Below are 14306 nucleotides of genomic sequence, written 5' to 3'. Positions count from 1 at the left end.
GTGGATCTCTTCGCACACTCGTGGACGGCCCTGCGCCAGGCGGTGGCGGGCCTGGCCGACGAGGACTTCGCGCGCCCGTCCGGCTGCCGCGGCTGGCTGGTCCGGGACCTGGTGTGCCACCTGGTCGTCGACGCCCAGGACGTCCTGATCACCCTGGTGACCCCGGCCGACGCCGAACCGACCCGCGACGCCGTCACCTACTGGCAGGTGAGCCACACCCCGCCCACCGGCGACGACCCCCTGGACGCCCTGATCGTCCGCCTGGCCGCCGCCTACCAGGACCCGGCACTGCTGAAGTTCCACCTGGACGACGTCGGCTCCGCCGCCGGCCGCGCGGCGGACCTGGCCGACCGCACCCGCCGCGTGAGCACCCAGGACCAGGTCCTGACCGCCGGCGACTACCTCGACGCCTACGTCCTGGAGTGGACCCTGCACCACCTCGACCTGGTCGCCCACCTCACCGGTGTCGACGGCCCGCCCGCCGAAGGCCTGGCGCGCACCCGCGAGATGATCGACAAGATCGCCGGAACCCCTTTCCCGGACACCTTCTCCGACACCGACACCCTGCTCATCGCCACCGGCCGACGCGAACCCACCGCCGCCGAACGCACCGCGCTGGGTGACTTGGCCCGAGAACTGCCCTTCGTCCTCGGGTGAGGGATCACAGCTCGTGGGGCAGTCCCACGTAGTTCTCGGCCAGACTGGTCGCGGCGGCGGGGGAGGAGCACACGTACCGCAGCTGGGACAGCTGGAGCTCCCGGTCCATGTCGTCCCCGGTGACGTGCAGCATCGACGTCATCCACCAGGAGAAGTGCGTGCACCGCCACACCCGGCGCAACGCCCGGTCCCCGTAGGTGTCCATCAGGTCGGTCCGGCCCTCGGCGAAGAACGCGATCAGGGCGCGGGACAGCAGGGCCACGTCCGCCACCGCCAGGTTGAGGCCCTTCGCACCGGTCGGCGGCACGATGTGCGCGGCGTCGCCGACCAGGAACAACCGGCCGTGACGCATGGGCGCGCTGACGAACGAGCGCATCGGCGTGATGCCCTTGTCGACGATCGGGCCGGTGCGCAGGGTCCAGCCGTCCAGGGCCAGCCGGGTGCTCAGCTCGGTCCAGATCCGGTCGTCCGACCAGTCCGCCACGTCCTCGTCCCGGTCCACCTGGAGGTAGAGGCGGCTCAGGCTGGGGGAGCGCATGCTGTGCATGGCGAACCCGCGCGGGTGCCACGCGTAGATCAGCTCGTCGGTGGACGGCGGCACCTCGGCCAGGATCCCCAGCCACCCGTACGGGTAGTCGCGCTCCCAGGTGCGCAGGTTCGGGACGTTCGGGCGGCTGACGCCGTGGAAGCCGTCCGCGCCGACGACGAACTCCGCCTCGACCACCTGCCGCCGGCCGTCGGCGTCCACGAAGGACACGGAAGGCTCGGTCTCGAGGTCGTGCAGGGTGGTCTCGGAGACTTCGAAGTGGACGGCGTCCCCGCGCACGGCGAGCAGGTCCTTGACCACCTCGGTCTGCCCGTAGACCCACACCGACCGGCCGGTCAGCGCCCGGAAGTCGATGCGGTGGCGCTCACCGGGCCACTGGAGGTGCACGCCGTCGTGCCGCAGCCCCACCGACTTGAGCCGGTCACCCAGCCCCGAGTCGATCAGCAGGTCCACGGTGTCCTGCTCCAGCACGCCCGCCCGGATGCGGGCCTCGACGTAGGCACGGGACCGGTTCTCCACGACCACCGACTCCACGCCCCGCAGCGAGAGCAGGTGGGACAACAGCAGGCCGGCGGGACCGGCTCCGACGATGGCGACCTGGGTGCGCATGTCGTCGAGCGTCGTGGACCCGGCGACCCGCGCGGAAGCCGAAACGTCCACTCAGTGGCCGTTTCGCGTCAGCGGCGGTTGCGGGCGATCCCGGCGGCGGCGACCCGCAGTGCGGCGAGGTGTCGGGCCGGGTCGCGGCGGGTGGCCATGACCAGGCCGATCGACGCGACCACGGCCCCGGAGGCGTCGAATACGGGCACCGCGACCGAGCACGTCCCCAGCGTCATTTCCTGCACGGTCCGCGCGTACCCGCGCCGCCGGACCTCGGCCAGGTCGCGCAGCAGCCGGCCGGGCTCGGTGATGGTGTACGGGGTGACCTTCTCGGCGTGCGCCACCACGGACGCCACCACGTCCTCGGGCGCGTGGGCCAGCAGCACCTTGCCGACGCCGGTGGCGTGCAGCGGGAGCCGTCCGCCCGCCCGGCTGACCAGCGGCACGGAGGTCCGGCCGTGCAGGCGTTCCAGGTAGAGCGCGTGCTCGCCGTCGCGGACGGCCAGGTGCACGTTCTCACGCGTGGCCTCGTAGAGGTCTTGGAGGAAGGGCAGCGCCACGTCCCGCAGCCCGCCCTGCACTCTGGCGAGCAAGCCGAGTTGCCACAGCCGGCGGCCGACCACGTACCGGCGGTCGGGGAGTCGTTCGAGGACTTCACGTCGGACCAGGTCGGTGGCGAGCCTTCGCACGGTGGTCACCGGGAGGCCGCTGTGCCGGGCGAGGTCGGCCAGGCGCAGCCCGTCCGGGCGGCCCTCGAAGGCGTCGAGCACGCCCAGCGCCTTCTCCAGCACGCCTCTTCCAGACGACCGTCCCGCCATGTCGCCACGCTACCTGCGGGGGTCCGGAAGCGAACCCCCGCAGGTTTCACGTCAGGCTGCGGTGACGGAGAGGTCGTCCAGGACGAAGGACGTCTCGTACGACCAGTCCTCCGCGCCGGTGAACGTCAGCGTCACCGACTGGCCCGCGTACGCGCCCAGGCTGAACGTGCGCAGCGCGTACCCGGACGGGTTGAGGTTGGTGTAGGTGGCCAGGGTGGTGCCGTTGGCCTTGATGGTGAAGGTGTCGAACACCGCGGGCTCGTACTCCGTGGTGCTGATCTTCAGGTACAGCGACAGGGTCGAGTTCGTGCAGCCGGCCGGGATGGTGACGACCTGCTGCAGCGTCTCGGTCTGCGTGTAGCCGTAGCCGCTGATCCAGGAGGACTGGGTGCCCGAGCGGGGTGCGCCGGTGCCGGTCCACGGGCCGATGGTCCAGGTGGCGTTGGTCCAGCCGGCGGTGCCGGACTCGAAGCCGGGGTTGACCAGCTTCTGGCCGGGGCTGGTGCACGAGCCGCCGGGCGGGTTGATCGTCCAGCCGAACGTGGTGCTGCCGGTCTTGCCCGCCGCGTCGGTGGCGGTGGCGGTCACCGTGTAGGAGCCGGCGGTGGTGGGCGTGCCGGAGATCAGGCCGGTCGAGGCGTTGAGCGACAGGCCGGGCGGCAGGCCGGTGGCGCTCCACGTGTAGCCGGGGGTGCCGCCGGTGGCCTTGAGCTGGAGGCTGGTCGCGGTGCCGACGGTGCCGGTCTGGTTACCCGGGTTGGTGACCGTCGGGTTGCCGGGCACGGAGCCGCCGGTGTTGACGTACAGCAGGCGGTTGGGCGAGCCGGTGCCCGGGTTGGTGATCTTGTTGGGGGTGGAGTTCGCGATCAGTTGGCTCTGCACCTGGGCGGGGGTCAGGGTCGGCGTCACGCCCAGCAGCAGCGCCGCGCCGCCGGCCACGTGCGGGGTGGCCATCGACGTGCCGGAGATGGTGTTGGTGGCGGTGTCGTTGGTCATCCACGCGGAGGTGATGTTGACGCCCGGCGCGAAGATGTCGGTGCACGTGCCGTAGTTGGAGAAGGAGGCGCGTGCGTCGGCGTTGTCCGAGGCGTTGACGGTGACCGCCTCGGCGACCCGCGCCGGCGTGAAGTTGCAGGCGTCGGCGTTGGAGTTGCCGGACGCGATGGCGAAGGTGACGCCGTCGGCGATGGCGTTGCGCACCGCGTTCTCGGTGGTGGCGTCGCTGCCCTGGGCGCCGAGGCTCATGTTGGCCACGGCCGGGCCGGAGGTGTGGTTGCCGGTGACCCAGTCGATGCCCGCCGCGACCCCGGCGAACGAGCCGGAACCCTGGCAGTTCAACACCTTCACCGCGACCAGCTTGACGCCCTTCGCCACGCCGTAGGAGGAGCCGCCGACCGTGCCGGCGACGTGGGTGCCGTGGCCGTTGCAGTCGGTGTTGTTGCTGTCGACGGTGTTGGTGCCCCAGGTGGCGCGACCGCCGAAGTCCTGGTGGGTGGTGCGGATGCCGGTGTCGATGATGTACGCGGTGACGTTCGACGCCGTGGTGGGGTAGGTGTAGCTGTTGTCCAGCGGCAGGTTCTGCTGGTCGATGCGGTCCAGGCCCCAGGACGGCGGGTTGGTCTGGGTGTCCAGCGCCTCGACGGTCCCGTTCTGCTGGACGTAGGCCACGGCCGGGTCGGCGGCCAGGCGGCGGGCGGCGCGCTCGGTCAGGGTGCCGGCGAAGCCTCTCAGCGCGTGGCGGTAGGTGAAGTCGACCTTGGCGGAGTACTTGGCGCTCAGGTCGGTGGTGAGCGCGTCGACGCTCTGGGTGGACAGGTCGTTGAAGACGACGATGTAGCTGCCCTTGATCGCACGCGGGTTGTCCGCGCCGAGGATCTCGCCTTCGGCCGCCGCGGCGGGCGTGGCCGTGCCGGCCAACGCGAGCGCCGTCACCGCGGCCGTGGACAATGCGAGCAGGGGTGTTCGATTTCCGCGCATGGCAGGGTCTCCCTCATGCAGGATCCGGCGGATGGCCCGTTGCGGCGGTGGGCCGGCCGGAGAGCGGAGTTCTCTACACGTTCGCGCGGACGTGATCGGCAACGTTAGAGCAGGTGGGGCGGGGCGACAATCGGCCGACCGTGGCAGGTGCGTGCGGGTTCCCGAACGCCCGGAGCGATCACCGTTCCAGTCAGTTCCATGTACCTGATGACTTCAGTGTTGACTAAAGTTAATCCTCGAATATCTGTTGTGCCAACTTGCACAAGATCGCTACCGTTCCGGCGTGGCAGACGGCAGGGGACGAGGGAGACCACGCAAGGACCCGGACCGGTTGGCGCGCTGGACACCGCCCGAGGGGTGGTCCCGGCTCGTCGCGTGGGTCTCGCCGGAGGAGAAGCGGGCGCTCAAGCACGCCGCGGCCGACGCGGACGTGCCGGTGGCCGACCTCGTCCGGCGCCTGGCGGACGGGTTGTCCACCGGGGTCGTCAGCCACCAGTTGTTGCTCAGTGGACGAACGAGAGGGGGACCAGTCGTGGAGAAGATCCCGACGCTGTTCGAGCGCGACGACCGGTTCCGGGTGACCGACCGGCCCAAGCCCGAGTGCGCGTGGGTGTTCGCGGGTGAGGGCGTGGGCACCGAGAAGCTCGACGGGACCAACGTGCGGCTGACCGTGCGGTCCGGTCACCTGGTGCGCGTGGAGAAGCGGCGCAACCCGGGCAAGGAGCAGAAGGCGCTGGGCATCGTGGACGGGTGGTACGTCGACACCTCTGCCGACTCGGCGGAGGACAAGTGGATCCTGGCGGCGGCGCACGGCACCGAGGTGTCGGGTTGGCCGGACGGCGAGCACTCGTGCGAGGCGCTGGGTCCGCGCATCCAGGGCAACCCGTTGGGCCTGGACACCCACTTGTGCGTGCCGTTCAACACGACCGCGCCGGTCTACGAGGACGTGCCGCGCGGGTACGAGGAGCTGCGGGAGTTCCTGTCCGCTTTGGAGAGTCGGTACTCGCCGGGGAACCTGGCGGAGGGGATCGTGTTCCACCACCCGGACGGGCGGCGGGCGAAGATCAAGCGCAAGGACTTCCCGAAGTTGGCGTCCTGATACGGGGTGTGGCCGGCTCGGGGAGTCGGCCACACCCGTTCGTCGGTCAGAAGGCGACGCGTTCCTGGGCGTCGGCGAGGTCTTCGTCGGTGGGGGAGTCGTCCTGGGTGAGGGCGAGTCGCCAGTAGCCGGTGAAGTCGATGGCCCGCTTGTCGAAGCCGCGTTCTTCGGTGAGGTGGCGGCGCAGGGCGCGGACCGCGCTCGCCTCGCCGCCGAGCCACGCGTAGCCCTTGCCGGGTGGGAGGTCCGCGGTGCGGATGGCGTCGAGCAGTCCGGTGCCGTGGCCGGGTGGGGTGTCGCCGCGGTGGATCCAGTGGACGTTCGGCAGCGGCTGTTCTTCGGTGGCGTCGCGGGCTTCGACGTAGGTGAGGGTCGGGGTGTCCGCTGGTAGGGCGGCCAGGAGGGTGGCGATGGCGGGGGTGGCGGTTTCGTCGCCGGCGAAGAGGTACCAGTCCGCCTTGCCCAGGGGACGGTGGTAGACCTTGGACGGTCCGTAGCGGCCGAGGGTGTCGCCGGGCTTGGCGTGGAGTGCCCACCGGGTGGCGGGGCCGGGGTGGTCGTGCAGGACGAAGTCGATGTCGATCTCGTGGGTGTCGGGGTGGTGGGCGCGGACGGTGTAGCTGCGCAGCCAGGGGCGTTCGGGTTCGGGGATGGCTTGGTAGGCCTGGTACCAGCCCATGCCGTACTTGTCGCCGCGGTCGGCGGGCAGGTCGGGGACGGGGTGGCCGTCGCGGGGGAAGAGCAGTTTGAGTTGCTGGTCGGGCCAGGTGGGGAGGTGGTCGAGGCCGTCGCCGGTGAAGCGCACGCGGGTGACGTGCGGGGTGACCGGGGCGACGGCGGTGACGTGCAGGAGTGGCATGGCGTGGTCCCGGGTGGTCAGCGGCCGACGTAGGCGCGCAGGTGGTGGGCGGTGAGGGTGTCGCCGTGGGTGACGAGGTCGGTGGGGGTGCCGGTGAACACGATTCGGCCGCCGTCGTGGCCGGCGCCGGGGCCGAGGTCGATGATCCAGTCGGCGTGGGCCATGACGGCTTGGTGGTGCTCGATGACGATGACGGTGCCGCCGTCGTCGACGAGCCGGTCGAGCAGGCCGAGGAGTTGGTCGACGTCGGCGAGGTGGAGGCCGGTGGTGGGTTCGTCGAGGACGTAGGTGGCGGCTTTCTCGGCCATGTGGATGGCGAGTTTGAGGCGTTGGCGTTCGCCGCCGGACAGGGTGGTGAGGGGTTGGCCGAGGGAGAGGTAGCCCAGGCCGACGTCGACCAGGCGGGCGAGGATGGTGGCGGCGGCTTTTTCGGTGAAGAAGTCGCGGGCTTCGGTGACGGACATGGCGAGGACTTGGCTGATGTCCTTGCCGCGCAGTTTGTGCTCGAGGACGGCGGGGGTGAACCGCTTGCCTTCGCACTCTTCGCAGGTGGAGGCGACGCCGGCCATCATGGCGAGGTCGGTGTAGACGAGGCCGATGCCCTTGCACTGGGGGCAGGCGCCTTCGGAGTTGGCGCTGAAGAGGGCGGGTTTGACGCCGTTGGCCTTGGCGAAGGCGGTGCGGATGGGGTCGAGGAGTCCGGTGTAGGTGGCGGGGTTGCTGCGGCGGCTGCCGCGGATGGGGGATTGGTCGACGGTGACGACGTCGTCGCGGTTGGCGAGGTGGCCGTGGATGAGGCTGGATTTGCCGGAGCCTGCGACGCCGGTGACGACGGTGAGGACGCCGAGGGGGATGTCGACGTCGACGTCCTTGAGGTTGTGCAGGGTTGCGCCGGTGATGGACAGGTGGCCGCGTGGGGTGCGGGGGTCCGGGCGCAGGCGGGCGCGGTGGTCGAGGTGGCGGCCGGTGAGGGTGTCGGAGGCGCGGAGTCCTTCGACGGTGCCGGTGTAGGTGATGTGGCCGCCGTGGACGCCCGCGCCGGGGCCGAGGTCGACGACGTGGTCGGCGATCTTGATGGTTTCGGGTTTGTGCTCGACGACCAGGACGGTGTTGCCCTTGTCCTTGAGGCGCAGGAGGAGGTCGTTCATGCGTTGGATGTCGTGGGGGTGCAGGCCGATGGTGGGTTCGTCGAAGACGTAGGTGACGTCGGTGAGGGCGGAGCCGAGGTGGCGGACCATCTTGACGCGTTGGGCCTCGCCGCCGGAGAGGGTGGCGGCGGGGCGGTCGAGGCTGAGGTAGCCCAGGCCGATCTCGACCAGGGAGTCGAGGGTTTCGGCGAGGGTGGTGACCATGGGGCGGACGGACTCGTCGTCGATCTTGGTGACCCAGTCGGCGAGGTCGCTGATCTGGAGGGCGGCGCAGTCGGCGATGTTCAGGCCGTTGATCTTGGAGGAGAGGGCGGCGGCGTTGAGGCGGGTGCCGTGGCACTCGGGGCACTCGGTGAAGGTGACGGCTCGGTCGACGAAGGCGCGGATGTGGGGTTGCATGTTCTCGCGGTCCTTGGTGAGGAAGGACCGTTGGACGCGGGGGAGGAGGCCTTCGTAGGTGACGTTGGTCTTGCCGATCTTGACCTTGGTGTTCTCCTTGTGCAGGAGGTCGTGCCACTGCTGGTCGGTGTACTGGTCGAGGGGGAGGTCGGGGTCGAAGAAGCCGGACTGGGCGTAGGTCTGGACGAGCCAGCCGTCGGCGGAGTAGCCGGGGATGGTGATGGCGCCGTCGTTGAGGGATTTGGTGCGGTCGACGAGCCGGTCGACGTCGATGGTGGAGACGCGGCCGAGGCCTTCGCATTCGGGGCACATGCCCTCGGGGAGGTTGAAGCTGAACGCGCCGGAGGTGCCCACGTGTGGTTGGCCGAGGCGGCTGAACAGGATGCGCAGCATGGTGTGGGCGTCGGTGGCGGTGCCGACGGTGGAGCGGGAGTTGGCGCCCATGCGCTCTTGGTCGACCACGATGGCGGCGCTGAGGTTGCGCAGGGCGTCGACGTCGGGGCGGCCGACGGGGGCCATGAAGGACTGGATGAACGCGGTGTAGGTCTCGTTGATCAGGCGCTGCGACTCGGCGGCGATGGTGCCGAAGACGAGGCTGCTCTTGCCGGAGCCGGAGACGCCGGTGAAGACGGTGAGGCGGCGTTTGGGGATGTCGACGCTGACGTTCTTGAGGTTGTTCTCGCGGGCGCCTCGGACCTGGATGACGTCGTGGCTGTCGGCTGCGCTGTCGGCCGGGCTGTCGGCGGCGGTTGCCATGCCTTGCTTCCCCCTGGTTTGTTTATGCCGTAAAGTGCCGAGCCAGCGTAGTTTACGCCGTAAGGAACCGCAACTGGCGGCGCTTTCCGTCGGAGGCGTCGTCCCATCGGCAGTGCCGGCGCCGCCTGCGACTGTCGGCCGTGGTCGGCGACGAGGGCGAGTTGCGGCCCGGGTGTCGGACCGCCGGGAGTGTCACCTCGAAGGTCGTGGCTGCTGCGGCTCGGTGGCGTTCCGGTCCGGCGTGGACGTCCTCACGCGGGCGCGGCGATCAAGCAGCGGGCAGTTCCGCTGTGCGCCGACGCTTCTTCGAGCCGATCAGCGCCAACTCGTGCCTGGCGGCTACGGCGAACTCGCCTACGGCGGCGCGGCAGGCGTCGCCCCGTTCGTTCAGTTCGGCCCTGGTCGTCGTGTCCTTCAGCGACGACGCCACATCCCGTGCCTGCTGCGCGCGTCGGACGATCTCCGGGTCGCCGGCGACGAGCATCACCTGGTAGTACGCCGCCCAGACCGCACTGCGCATGGCGTACACCTCTTGGCTGTCGGCGTCGGACCGGCGTTCATGCTCGGTGAACCACCGGTCGAGCAATGCCTTGCGGAAGTTCATGACCGCCGCCGTGAAGGCCTGGTACGCCTCCAGGCGTGCCTCGTGGAGGCGGGCGTACGCCGCGTTGCGGCGCTGGAGTGCCTGAGTGAGCAGTGAGCCGACGATCGTGCCGACCAGGGCTCCCATCACACCGATCAACGCGGTGGTCACGGGCGGAGAATACTGTGCGACTACCGAACCTGCCATGTGTGTCGGGCTCGACCGCTACCGCGGTCGCAGGTCGGCTGCTCCCCGTCTCGGCCCCTTCGCTCCCCTCACTCGAGCGGCTGGGCGTGACCTTCGGCACCGATTGCATCGGGGCATGTGATACCGACAGAAACGTGCGTAGTGGTGGTTGGTCGGTGTGTTCTTTAGAGCGTAAAGTGCGCGTGGTGGTTGGTCGGGACGAGGAGATGCGCGTGGTCGTGTACGCCGGGCAGGGGGATGCGCGCCGGTCGATGGCCTTGTTGTGGCGCCGGCCCGACGAGGAGGCGAAACCGGGGCCCAAGCCCGGCCTGAGCCTGGACGTCATCGTGGATGCCGCGATCGGGGTGGCCGACGAGCACGGTATGGCCGCGTTGTCGATGCGGGCGGTGGGGGAGCGGCTCGGGCGTACGGCGATGGCGCTGTACACCTACGTGCCCAACAAGGCCGAGTTGATCGACCTCATGTACGACAAGGTGCTGGGCGAGTTGCCCGGCGACTACCCGCTGGACGACGGCTGGCGGCCGGCCCTGACCGCGTGGGCGCGGGACACGCGTGCGTTCTACCTGTGGCACCCGTGGGTGCTCCAGGTGTCCCAGGCGCGGCCGGTATTGGGGCCCAACGAGTTCCGCATGCTCGAAACGCTGCTGCGCATCCTGCGCGAGACGGGACTGGACGTGCAGGTGCTGCGGGGTGTGGTGGGGGCGGTGGTGCAGTTCGTGCGGGGGTCTGCGGATGTGATCGCCGACGTGCGGCGGGCCGCGCGGGACACCGGGGTCAGCGACGAGGAGTGGTGGTACGCCCGGTCGCCGGTGCTGGAGGAGGTGGCGCCGGACTTCGCCGCCCGGTTCCCGCTGGCCACGTGGCTGGGCGCGGAGCAGGCGCCCGGCGACGACGACTGCACCCCCTACCTGGAGCGTGAGGCGGAGTGGAACTTCACCGTCGGGCTGGACGTGCTGCTGGACGGGATCGAGGTGACCATCGCCCGGTCCGTCGGGTGAGGGTCTGGTGGGCGTGTCGGGTAGGAGTACGGGCGTGGACGTCGTGACGCGGCTGCGGGCCGCCGGGTGTGTGTTCGCCGAGGACGAGGCGCGGTTGTTGACCGAGGCGGCGGGTTCGCCGGAGGCGTTGGCGGCGATGGTGGACCGGCGGGTGGCCGGGTTGCCGCTGGAGCACGTGCTGGGGTTCGCGGAGTTCCGCGGCCTGCGGGTGGCGGTGGACCCGGGCGTGTTCGTGCCGCGGCAGCGCACGGCGTACCTGGTGGAGCTGGCGGTGCCGTTGGTCGCGCCGGGTGCGGTGGTGGTGGACCTGTGCTGCGGGTCGGGTGCGCTGGGTGCGGCGGTGGCGGCGGGCGTGCCGGGCGCGGAGGTCTACGCGGCGGACCTGGACCCGGCGGCGGTGGTGTGCGCCCGCCGCAACCTGCCGCCGGAGCGGGTGTTCGAGGGCGACCTGTACGCGGCGCTGCAGCACGACCTGCGCGGCCGGGTGGACGTGCTGGTGGTCAACGCCCCCTACGTCCCGACCGACGCGATCGCCCTGATGCCGCCCGAGGCCCGCGACCACGAGCCGCTGGTCGCGCTGGACGGCGGCGTGGACGGCCTGGACGTCCAGCGACGCGTGGCCGCCGGCGCGCCGGAGTGGCTGGCACCGGGCGGCGCGTTGCTGCTGGAGACCAGCGACCGCCAGGCCCCGGCCACGCTGGCGGCGTTCGAGGGGGCGGGGCTGGCGGCGCGGGTCGAGCGGGACGAGGAGGTCGGGGCCACCGTCGTCGTCGGGTTCGCCGGCTCGAACCCGGTCACTGGCCGGTGACGCCGTCGGTCAGTTCGCGCACGACGTCGAGGTGCCCGACGTGCCGGGCGTACTCCTGCAGCAGGTGGAACAGGATCCACGCCAGGGTCGGCGTCGGCAGCGTCTCGACCCGCCACCGGGCCATCCGGTCGTCCAGGCGCGCGGCGGCGACGATCTCGCGGGACCGCGCGCACTGCTCCAGGTAGAACGTCCGCACCTGGTCGGCGGTCTCGCCGTCCACGACGAACTCGGCGTGCTCGACGTCCGGGTCGCCGTAGGGCCGCGCGATCTCCTCGCCGTCGAACCCCCACCGCAGCCACCGCAGCTCGACGTACGCCAGGTGCTTGACCAGGCCCAACGGGCTCCAGCCGGACGGGACGCGGCTGGTGCGCAGCTGCTCGTCGGTCAGGCCGTCGAGCTTGCGCAGCACGGTCGCGCGGTAGAAGTCGAGGTACCGCACGAGCAGGTCGACGGGGTCGGCGAGGTCGGTCGGCGGTTCCAGCGGCACGCCCAGCCGGGCGGTCACCCGCTCGCCGTCGACCTCCAGCGCGGCTCCCGCGCGCCGCAGCACCGACAGCGCGGCGGTGTTCGCGGTCGTGGTCCGGGCGGTGACCACCGGGATGCGCCGCAGCACCGCCTGGTCCACGACCTCGCGCACCGCCGCCACGCCGATGCCCCGCCCGCGTGCGGACCGCGCGACCCACAGGCCGGTCTCGCCCTCCGGGGTGAGGCGGGTGAACCCGACTGTGTCGCCGTGGTGGACGATCTCGAAGGAATCGGCCCGAAAACCCACGTAGAAGTCGAAGAAGGCGGAGATGTCCCCCGGCGTCCAGCCGGGCGGCATGACGTCGGCGGGGTCGGCGTCGCCGACCGCGAGCGCGGCCAGGCGCTGGAGAGCGGCGTCGTCCACCGGCCGCAGTTCGACCACCGCGCGCGACCCGGCAGGCTGGCGCGGTTCGGCGGGTGGGGTGGATCCGGTCACCGGGACAGCTCCTTCTCCAGCGGGGTGCGGAAGCGGGGCACGACCCGCACGCCGCCCAGCCACCCGGTCAGGCGGGCGGCTTCGGCGTCGAGGGCGGCGCGGGCCTGTGCGCCCACGTCGGTGAGGGCCTGCCAGACGACCTCGCCGTCCGGTCGCTGCGCCCAGCCGCCGACCACGCGGCCGTCGCACCAGGCGGTGGGGCCGACGTTGCCGGCGGTGTCGAACAGGCGGGGCCGCAGCTCCGGGGCCAGGTACCAGTCGCGGGCCTGCCAGCCCATCGGCGTCGGGTCCAGGGCGGGCAGCAGGGCGACCCACGGCTCGGTCTCGGGGGTGAACAGGTCGTCGGGCAGCGCCCAGCCGGGGCCGGTGGACAGCTCGACCTGCACCGCGCCGACCGCCTTCAGGGCGGTGCGGACCGCGCCGAGCGTCCAGCCGGTCCACCACTTCAGGTCGCCCTCGCTGCCGGGTCCGAAGGAGGCCAGCCAGCGGCGCACCAGCTCGGCCCGCGCCTGACCGGTGTCGACCTCCGGCCACGGCTGCGCGGGAGCCCAGCGGAACTGGCTGCTGATCCACGTGCCGCGCGGGCGGCTGCGGCGCATCCGGCCGTCCGCGGCCAGGACGCGCACGATGCGGCTGGACACGTTCTGCCGGGTCTCGTACTTCTTGCCCGCCGCCACCACGACCTGTTCCAGCAGGTCGGGGACGTCCCGGCCGAGTTCGACCACGGTCGCCTCACCCCGCGCGGCCAGGGCCGCCAGGGTGGCCTGTTCGACCTTGGCGAGCCGCTCGGCGTCCCACCCCACGCCCTCGGCCAGGTACTTGAGCAGGCCGGCGCGTTCCTTGGCGGCGATCGCGCGGGCCGCGGCGGCGTCCACGACCGGGGCGAGGTCGGCGGTGACGGCGAACATCGTCCGGCGCATGCACAGCAGCCGCACCAGCGACTGCCGCTCGTAGAAGGCCTCCTCGACCGCCGCCACCGACGGGTCGGTCAGTCGGGCGCGGGCGGACAGGAACACCGTGGCCGGGTCGGTGGCGTGCAGACCGACCAGGGCGTCCACCACCTCCTCCACGGTGTCGGCCTGGGCGGCGAGCAGGTGGCGGCGTCCCAGGCGGGCGCGGCGGTCGTCATCGGTGATCTCGGGCAGGGCCACGCCGCCCATCCTCGGCGATCTACGCTGGCCGCGAAACCCGATTCCTTCAGGCAGGGGCGCGATGTCGGCGACGCGGTTGCTGGTGCTGGGCGTGGTGCGCGGGTACGGCGTGGCGCACGGCTACCTGATCGGCAACGACCTGATGTCGTGGGGCGCGGGGGAGTGGGCCAACGTCAAGTGGGGGTCGATCTACCACGCGTTGAAGCAGCTCACCAAGGAAGAGTGCCTGGCCGACGAGGAGGTCCCGCCCGCGCGCACCGACTACCGGCTCACCGCGAAGGGCGAGCAGGAGTTCCAGCGGCTGCTGCGCGACGCGCTGCGGCGGCCCGAGACGCGGCCGGACATGCTCGGGGCCGGGTTGGCGCTGCTGCCGTCGCTGCCGCGGGCGGACGCGGTGGCGCTGCTGCACGAACGCCTGGCCGCGCTGGAGAGCCGCCGGGACGCGGCGCGCAAGCAGGTCGGGGAGTGGACCGACCCGCCGCACGTGCGGGAGCTGTTCGGGTTGTGGGAGCACACGGCCTCCGCCGGGGTGGAGTGGACGCGCGGGCTGCTGGCGCGGCTGGAGGAGGGCGCGTACGCGATGGCAGGGGAGCGGAACTCCCCCGGCGACCCCGGCAGCTGGGCTATACTCAAACTTGAGTAGCCGAGGGGGAGCGCTGAACACCGGTCTGGAACGCTGCGCGGCCGTCTTCGAGGTCGCCGACCCGCCACGCCTGTCCACCATCGCCTTCTACGGCG

The 14306-nt window shown here is 71.5% G+C and carries 13 protein-coding genes; 5 read left to right on the top strand and 8 right to left on the bottom strand.

The features are described from left to right. Nucleotides 1–657, top strand: coding sequence for a maleylpyruvate isomerase N-terminal domain-containing protein (locus DFJ66_RS03160; RefSeq protein WP_121217749.1), 657 nt, complete (start codon nt 1–3; stop codon nt 655–657). A gap of 4 nt (nt 658–661) precedes the next feature. Here DFJ66_RS03160 and DFJ66_RS03155 read toward each other — a convergent pair whose 3' ends face one another. The 3 genes from DFJ66_RS03155 to DFJ66_RS43940 all read right to left on the bottom strand — a co-directional run bounded on the left by DFJ66_RS03155 (nt 662) and on the right by DFJ66_RS43940 (nt 4599). After that, nucleotides 662–1813, bottom strand: coding sequence for a 4-hydroxybenzoate 3-monooxygenase (locus DFJ66_RS03155; RefSeq protein ID WP_121230586.1), 1152 nt, complete (start codon nt 1811–1813; stop codon nt 662–664). 68 nt (nt 1814–1881) lie between these two features. Continuing rightward, a complete protein-coding gene (locus DFJ66_RS03150; protein WP_121217747.1) occupies nt 1882–2622 on the bottom strand; it encodes an IclR family transcriptional regulator in 741 nt (246 codons plus the stop codon). A 51-nt stretch (nt 2623–2673) separates the two neighbouring features. Further along, nucleotides 2674–4599, bottom strand: a complete 1926-nt coding sequence (locus tag DFJ66_RS43940; protein WP_121217745.1) for a S8 family peptidase — start codon at nt 4597–4599, stop codon at nt 2674–2676. 283 nt (nt 4600–4882) lie between these two features. On the opposite strand from DFJ66_RS43940, the gene DFJ66_RS03140 reads away from it, so the two are divergent. After that, nucleotides 4883–5698, top strand: coding sequence for an RNA ligase family protein (locus DFJ66_RS03140; RefSeq protein ID WP_121217743.1), 816 nt, complete (start codon nt 4883–4885; stop codon nt 5696–5698). Nucleotides 5699–5744: 46 nt separating this feature from the next. Here the strand turns inward: DFJ66_RS03140 and DFJ66_RS03135 are convergent, their stop codons facing one another. The 3 genes from DFJ66_RS03135 to DFJ66_RS03125 form a co-directional block, all read right to left on the bottom strand. After that, nucleotides 5745–6557, bottom strand: coding sequence for a siderophore-interacting protein (locus DFJ66_RS03135; RefSeq protein WP_121217741.1), 813 nt, complete (start codon nt 6555–6557; stop codon nt 5745–5747). Nucleotides 6558–6574: 17 nt separating this feature from the next. After that, a complete protein-coding gene (locus DFJ66_RS03130; protein ID WP_121217739.1) occupies nt 6575–8860 on the bottom strand; it encodes an ATP-binding cassette domain-containing protein in 2286 nt (761 codons plus the stop codon). Nucleotides 8861–9128: 268 nt separating this feature from the next. Beyond that, on the bottom strand, nt 9129–9614 hold the full coding sequence (locus DFJ66_RS03125) for a hypothetical protein (RefSeq protein WP_121217737.1): 486 nt from the start codon (nt 9612–9614) through the stop codon (nt 9129–9131). 248 nt (nt 9615–9862) lie between these two features. On the opposite strand from DFJ66_RS03125, the gene DFJ66_RS03120 reads away from it, so the two are divergent. Next, complete coding sequence (locus DFJ66_RS03120; protein WP_121230584.1) at nt 9863–10648, top strand: TetR/AcrR family transcriptional regulator; 786 nt, start codon at nt 9863–9865, stop codon at nt 10646–10648. Nucleotides 10649–10682: 34 nt separating this feature from the next. After that, nucleotides 10683–11456: a putative protein N(5)-glutamine methyltransferase gene (locus tag DFJ66_RS03115; RefSeq protein ID WP_121217735.1), complete on the top strand. Its 774-nt coding sequence runs from the start codon at nt 10683–10685 to the stop codon at nt 11454–11456. Here the strand turns inward: DFJ66_RS03115 and DFJ66_RS03110 are convergent. Together DFJ66_RS03110 and DFJ66_RS03105 are read right to left on the bottom strand one after the other, a co-directional pair. Further along, nucleotides 11443–12417 (bottom strand): GNAT family N-acetyltransferase, encoded by a 975-nt coding sequence (locus tag DFJ66_RS03110; protein ID WP_211350957.1) that lies wholly within the window; start codon nt 12415–12417, stop codon nt 11443–11445. The genes DFJ66_RS03115 and DFJ66_RS03110 overlap by 14 nt on opposite strands. After that, nucleotides 12414–13568: a winged helix DNA-binding domain-containing protein gene (locus tag DFJ66_RS03105; RefSeq protein WP_246029556.1), complete on the bottom strand. Its 1155-nt coding sequence runs from the start codon at nt 13566–13568 to the stop codon at nt 12414–12416. Before DFJ66_RS03105 ends, DFJ66_RS03110 begins: the two co-directional genes overlap by 4 nt. A gap of 61 nt (nt 13569–13629) precedes the next feature. Between DFJ66_RS03105 and DFJ66_RS03100 the strand changes: the two genes are divergently transcribed. Continuing rightward, the gene (locus DFJ66_RS03100; RefSeq protein WP_121217733.1) at nt 13630–14211 is read left to right on the top strand and encodes a PadR family transcriptional regulator; all 582 of its coding nucleotides are present in this window, start codon (nt 13630–13632) and stop codon (nt 14209–14211) included. The last annotated feature ends 95 nt before the right edge of the window (nt 14212–14306 follow it).

Origin of the sequence: Saccharothrix variisporea (genome assembly GCF_003634995.1) — a bacterium.
Classification (GTDB): domain Bacteria; phylum Actinomycetota; class Actinomycetes; order Mycobacteriales; family Pseudonocardiaceae; genus Actinosynnema; species Actinosynnema variisporeum.
The sequence above is the reverse complement of the archived record's forward strand: the minus strand, read 5'-3'. Positions and strand labels throughout refer to the sequence as shown.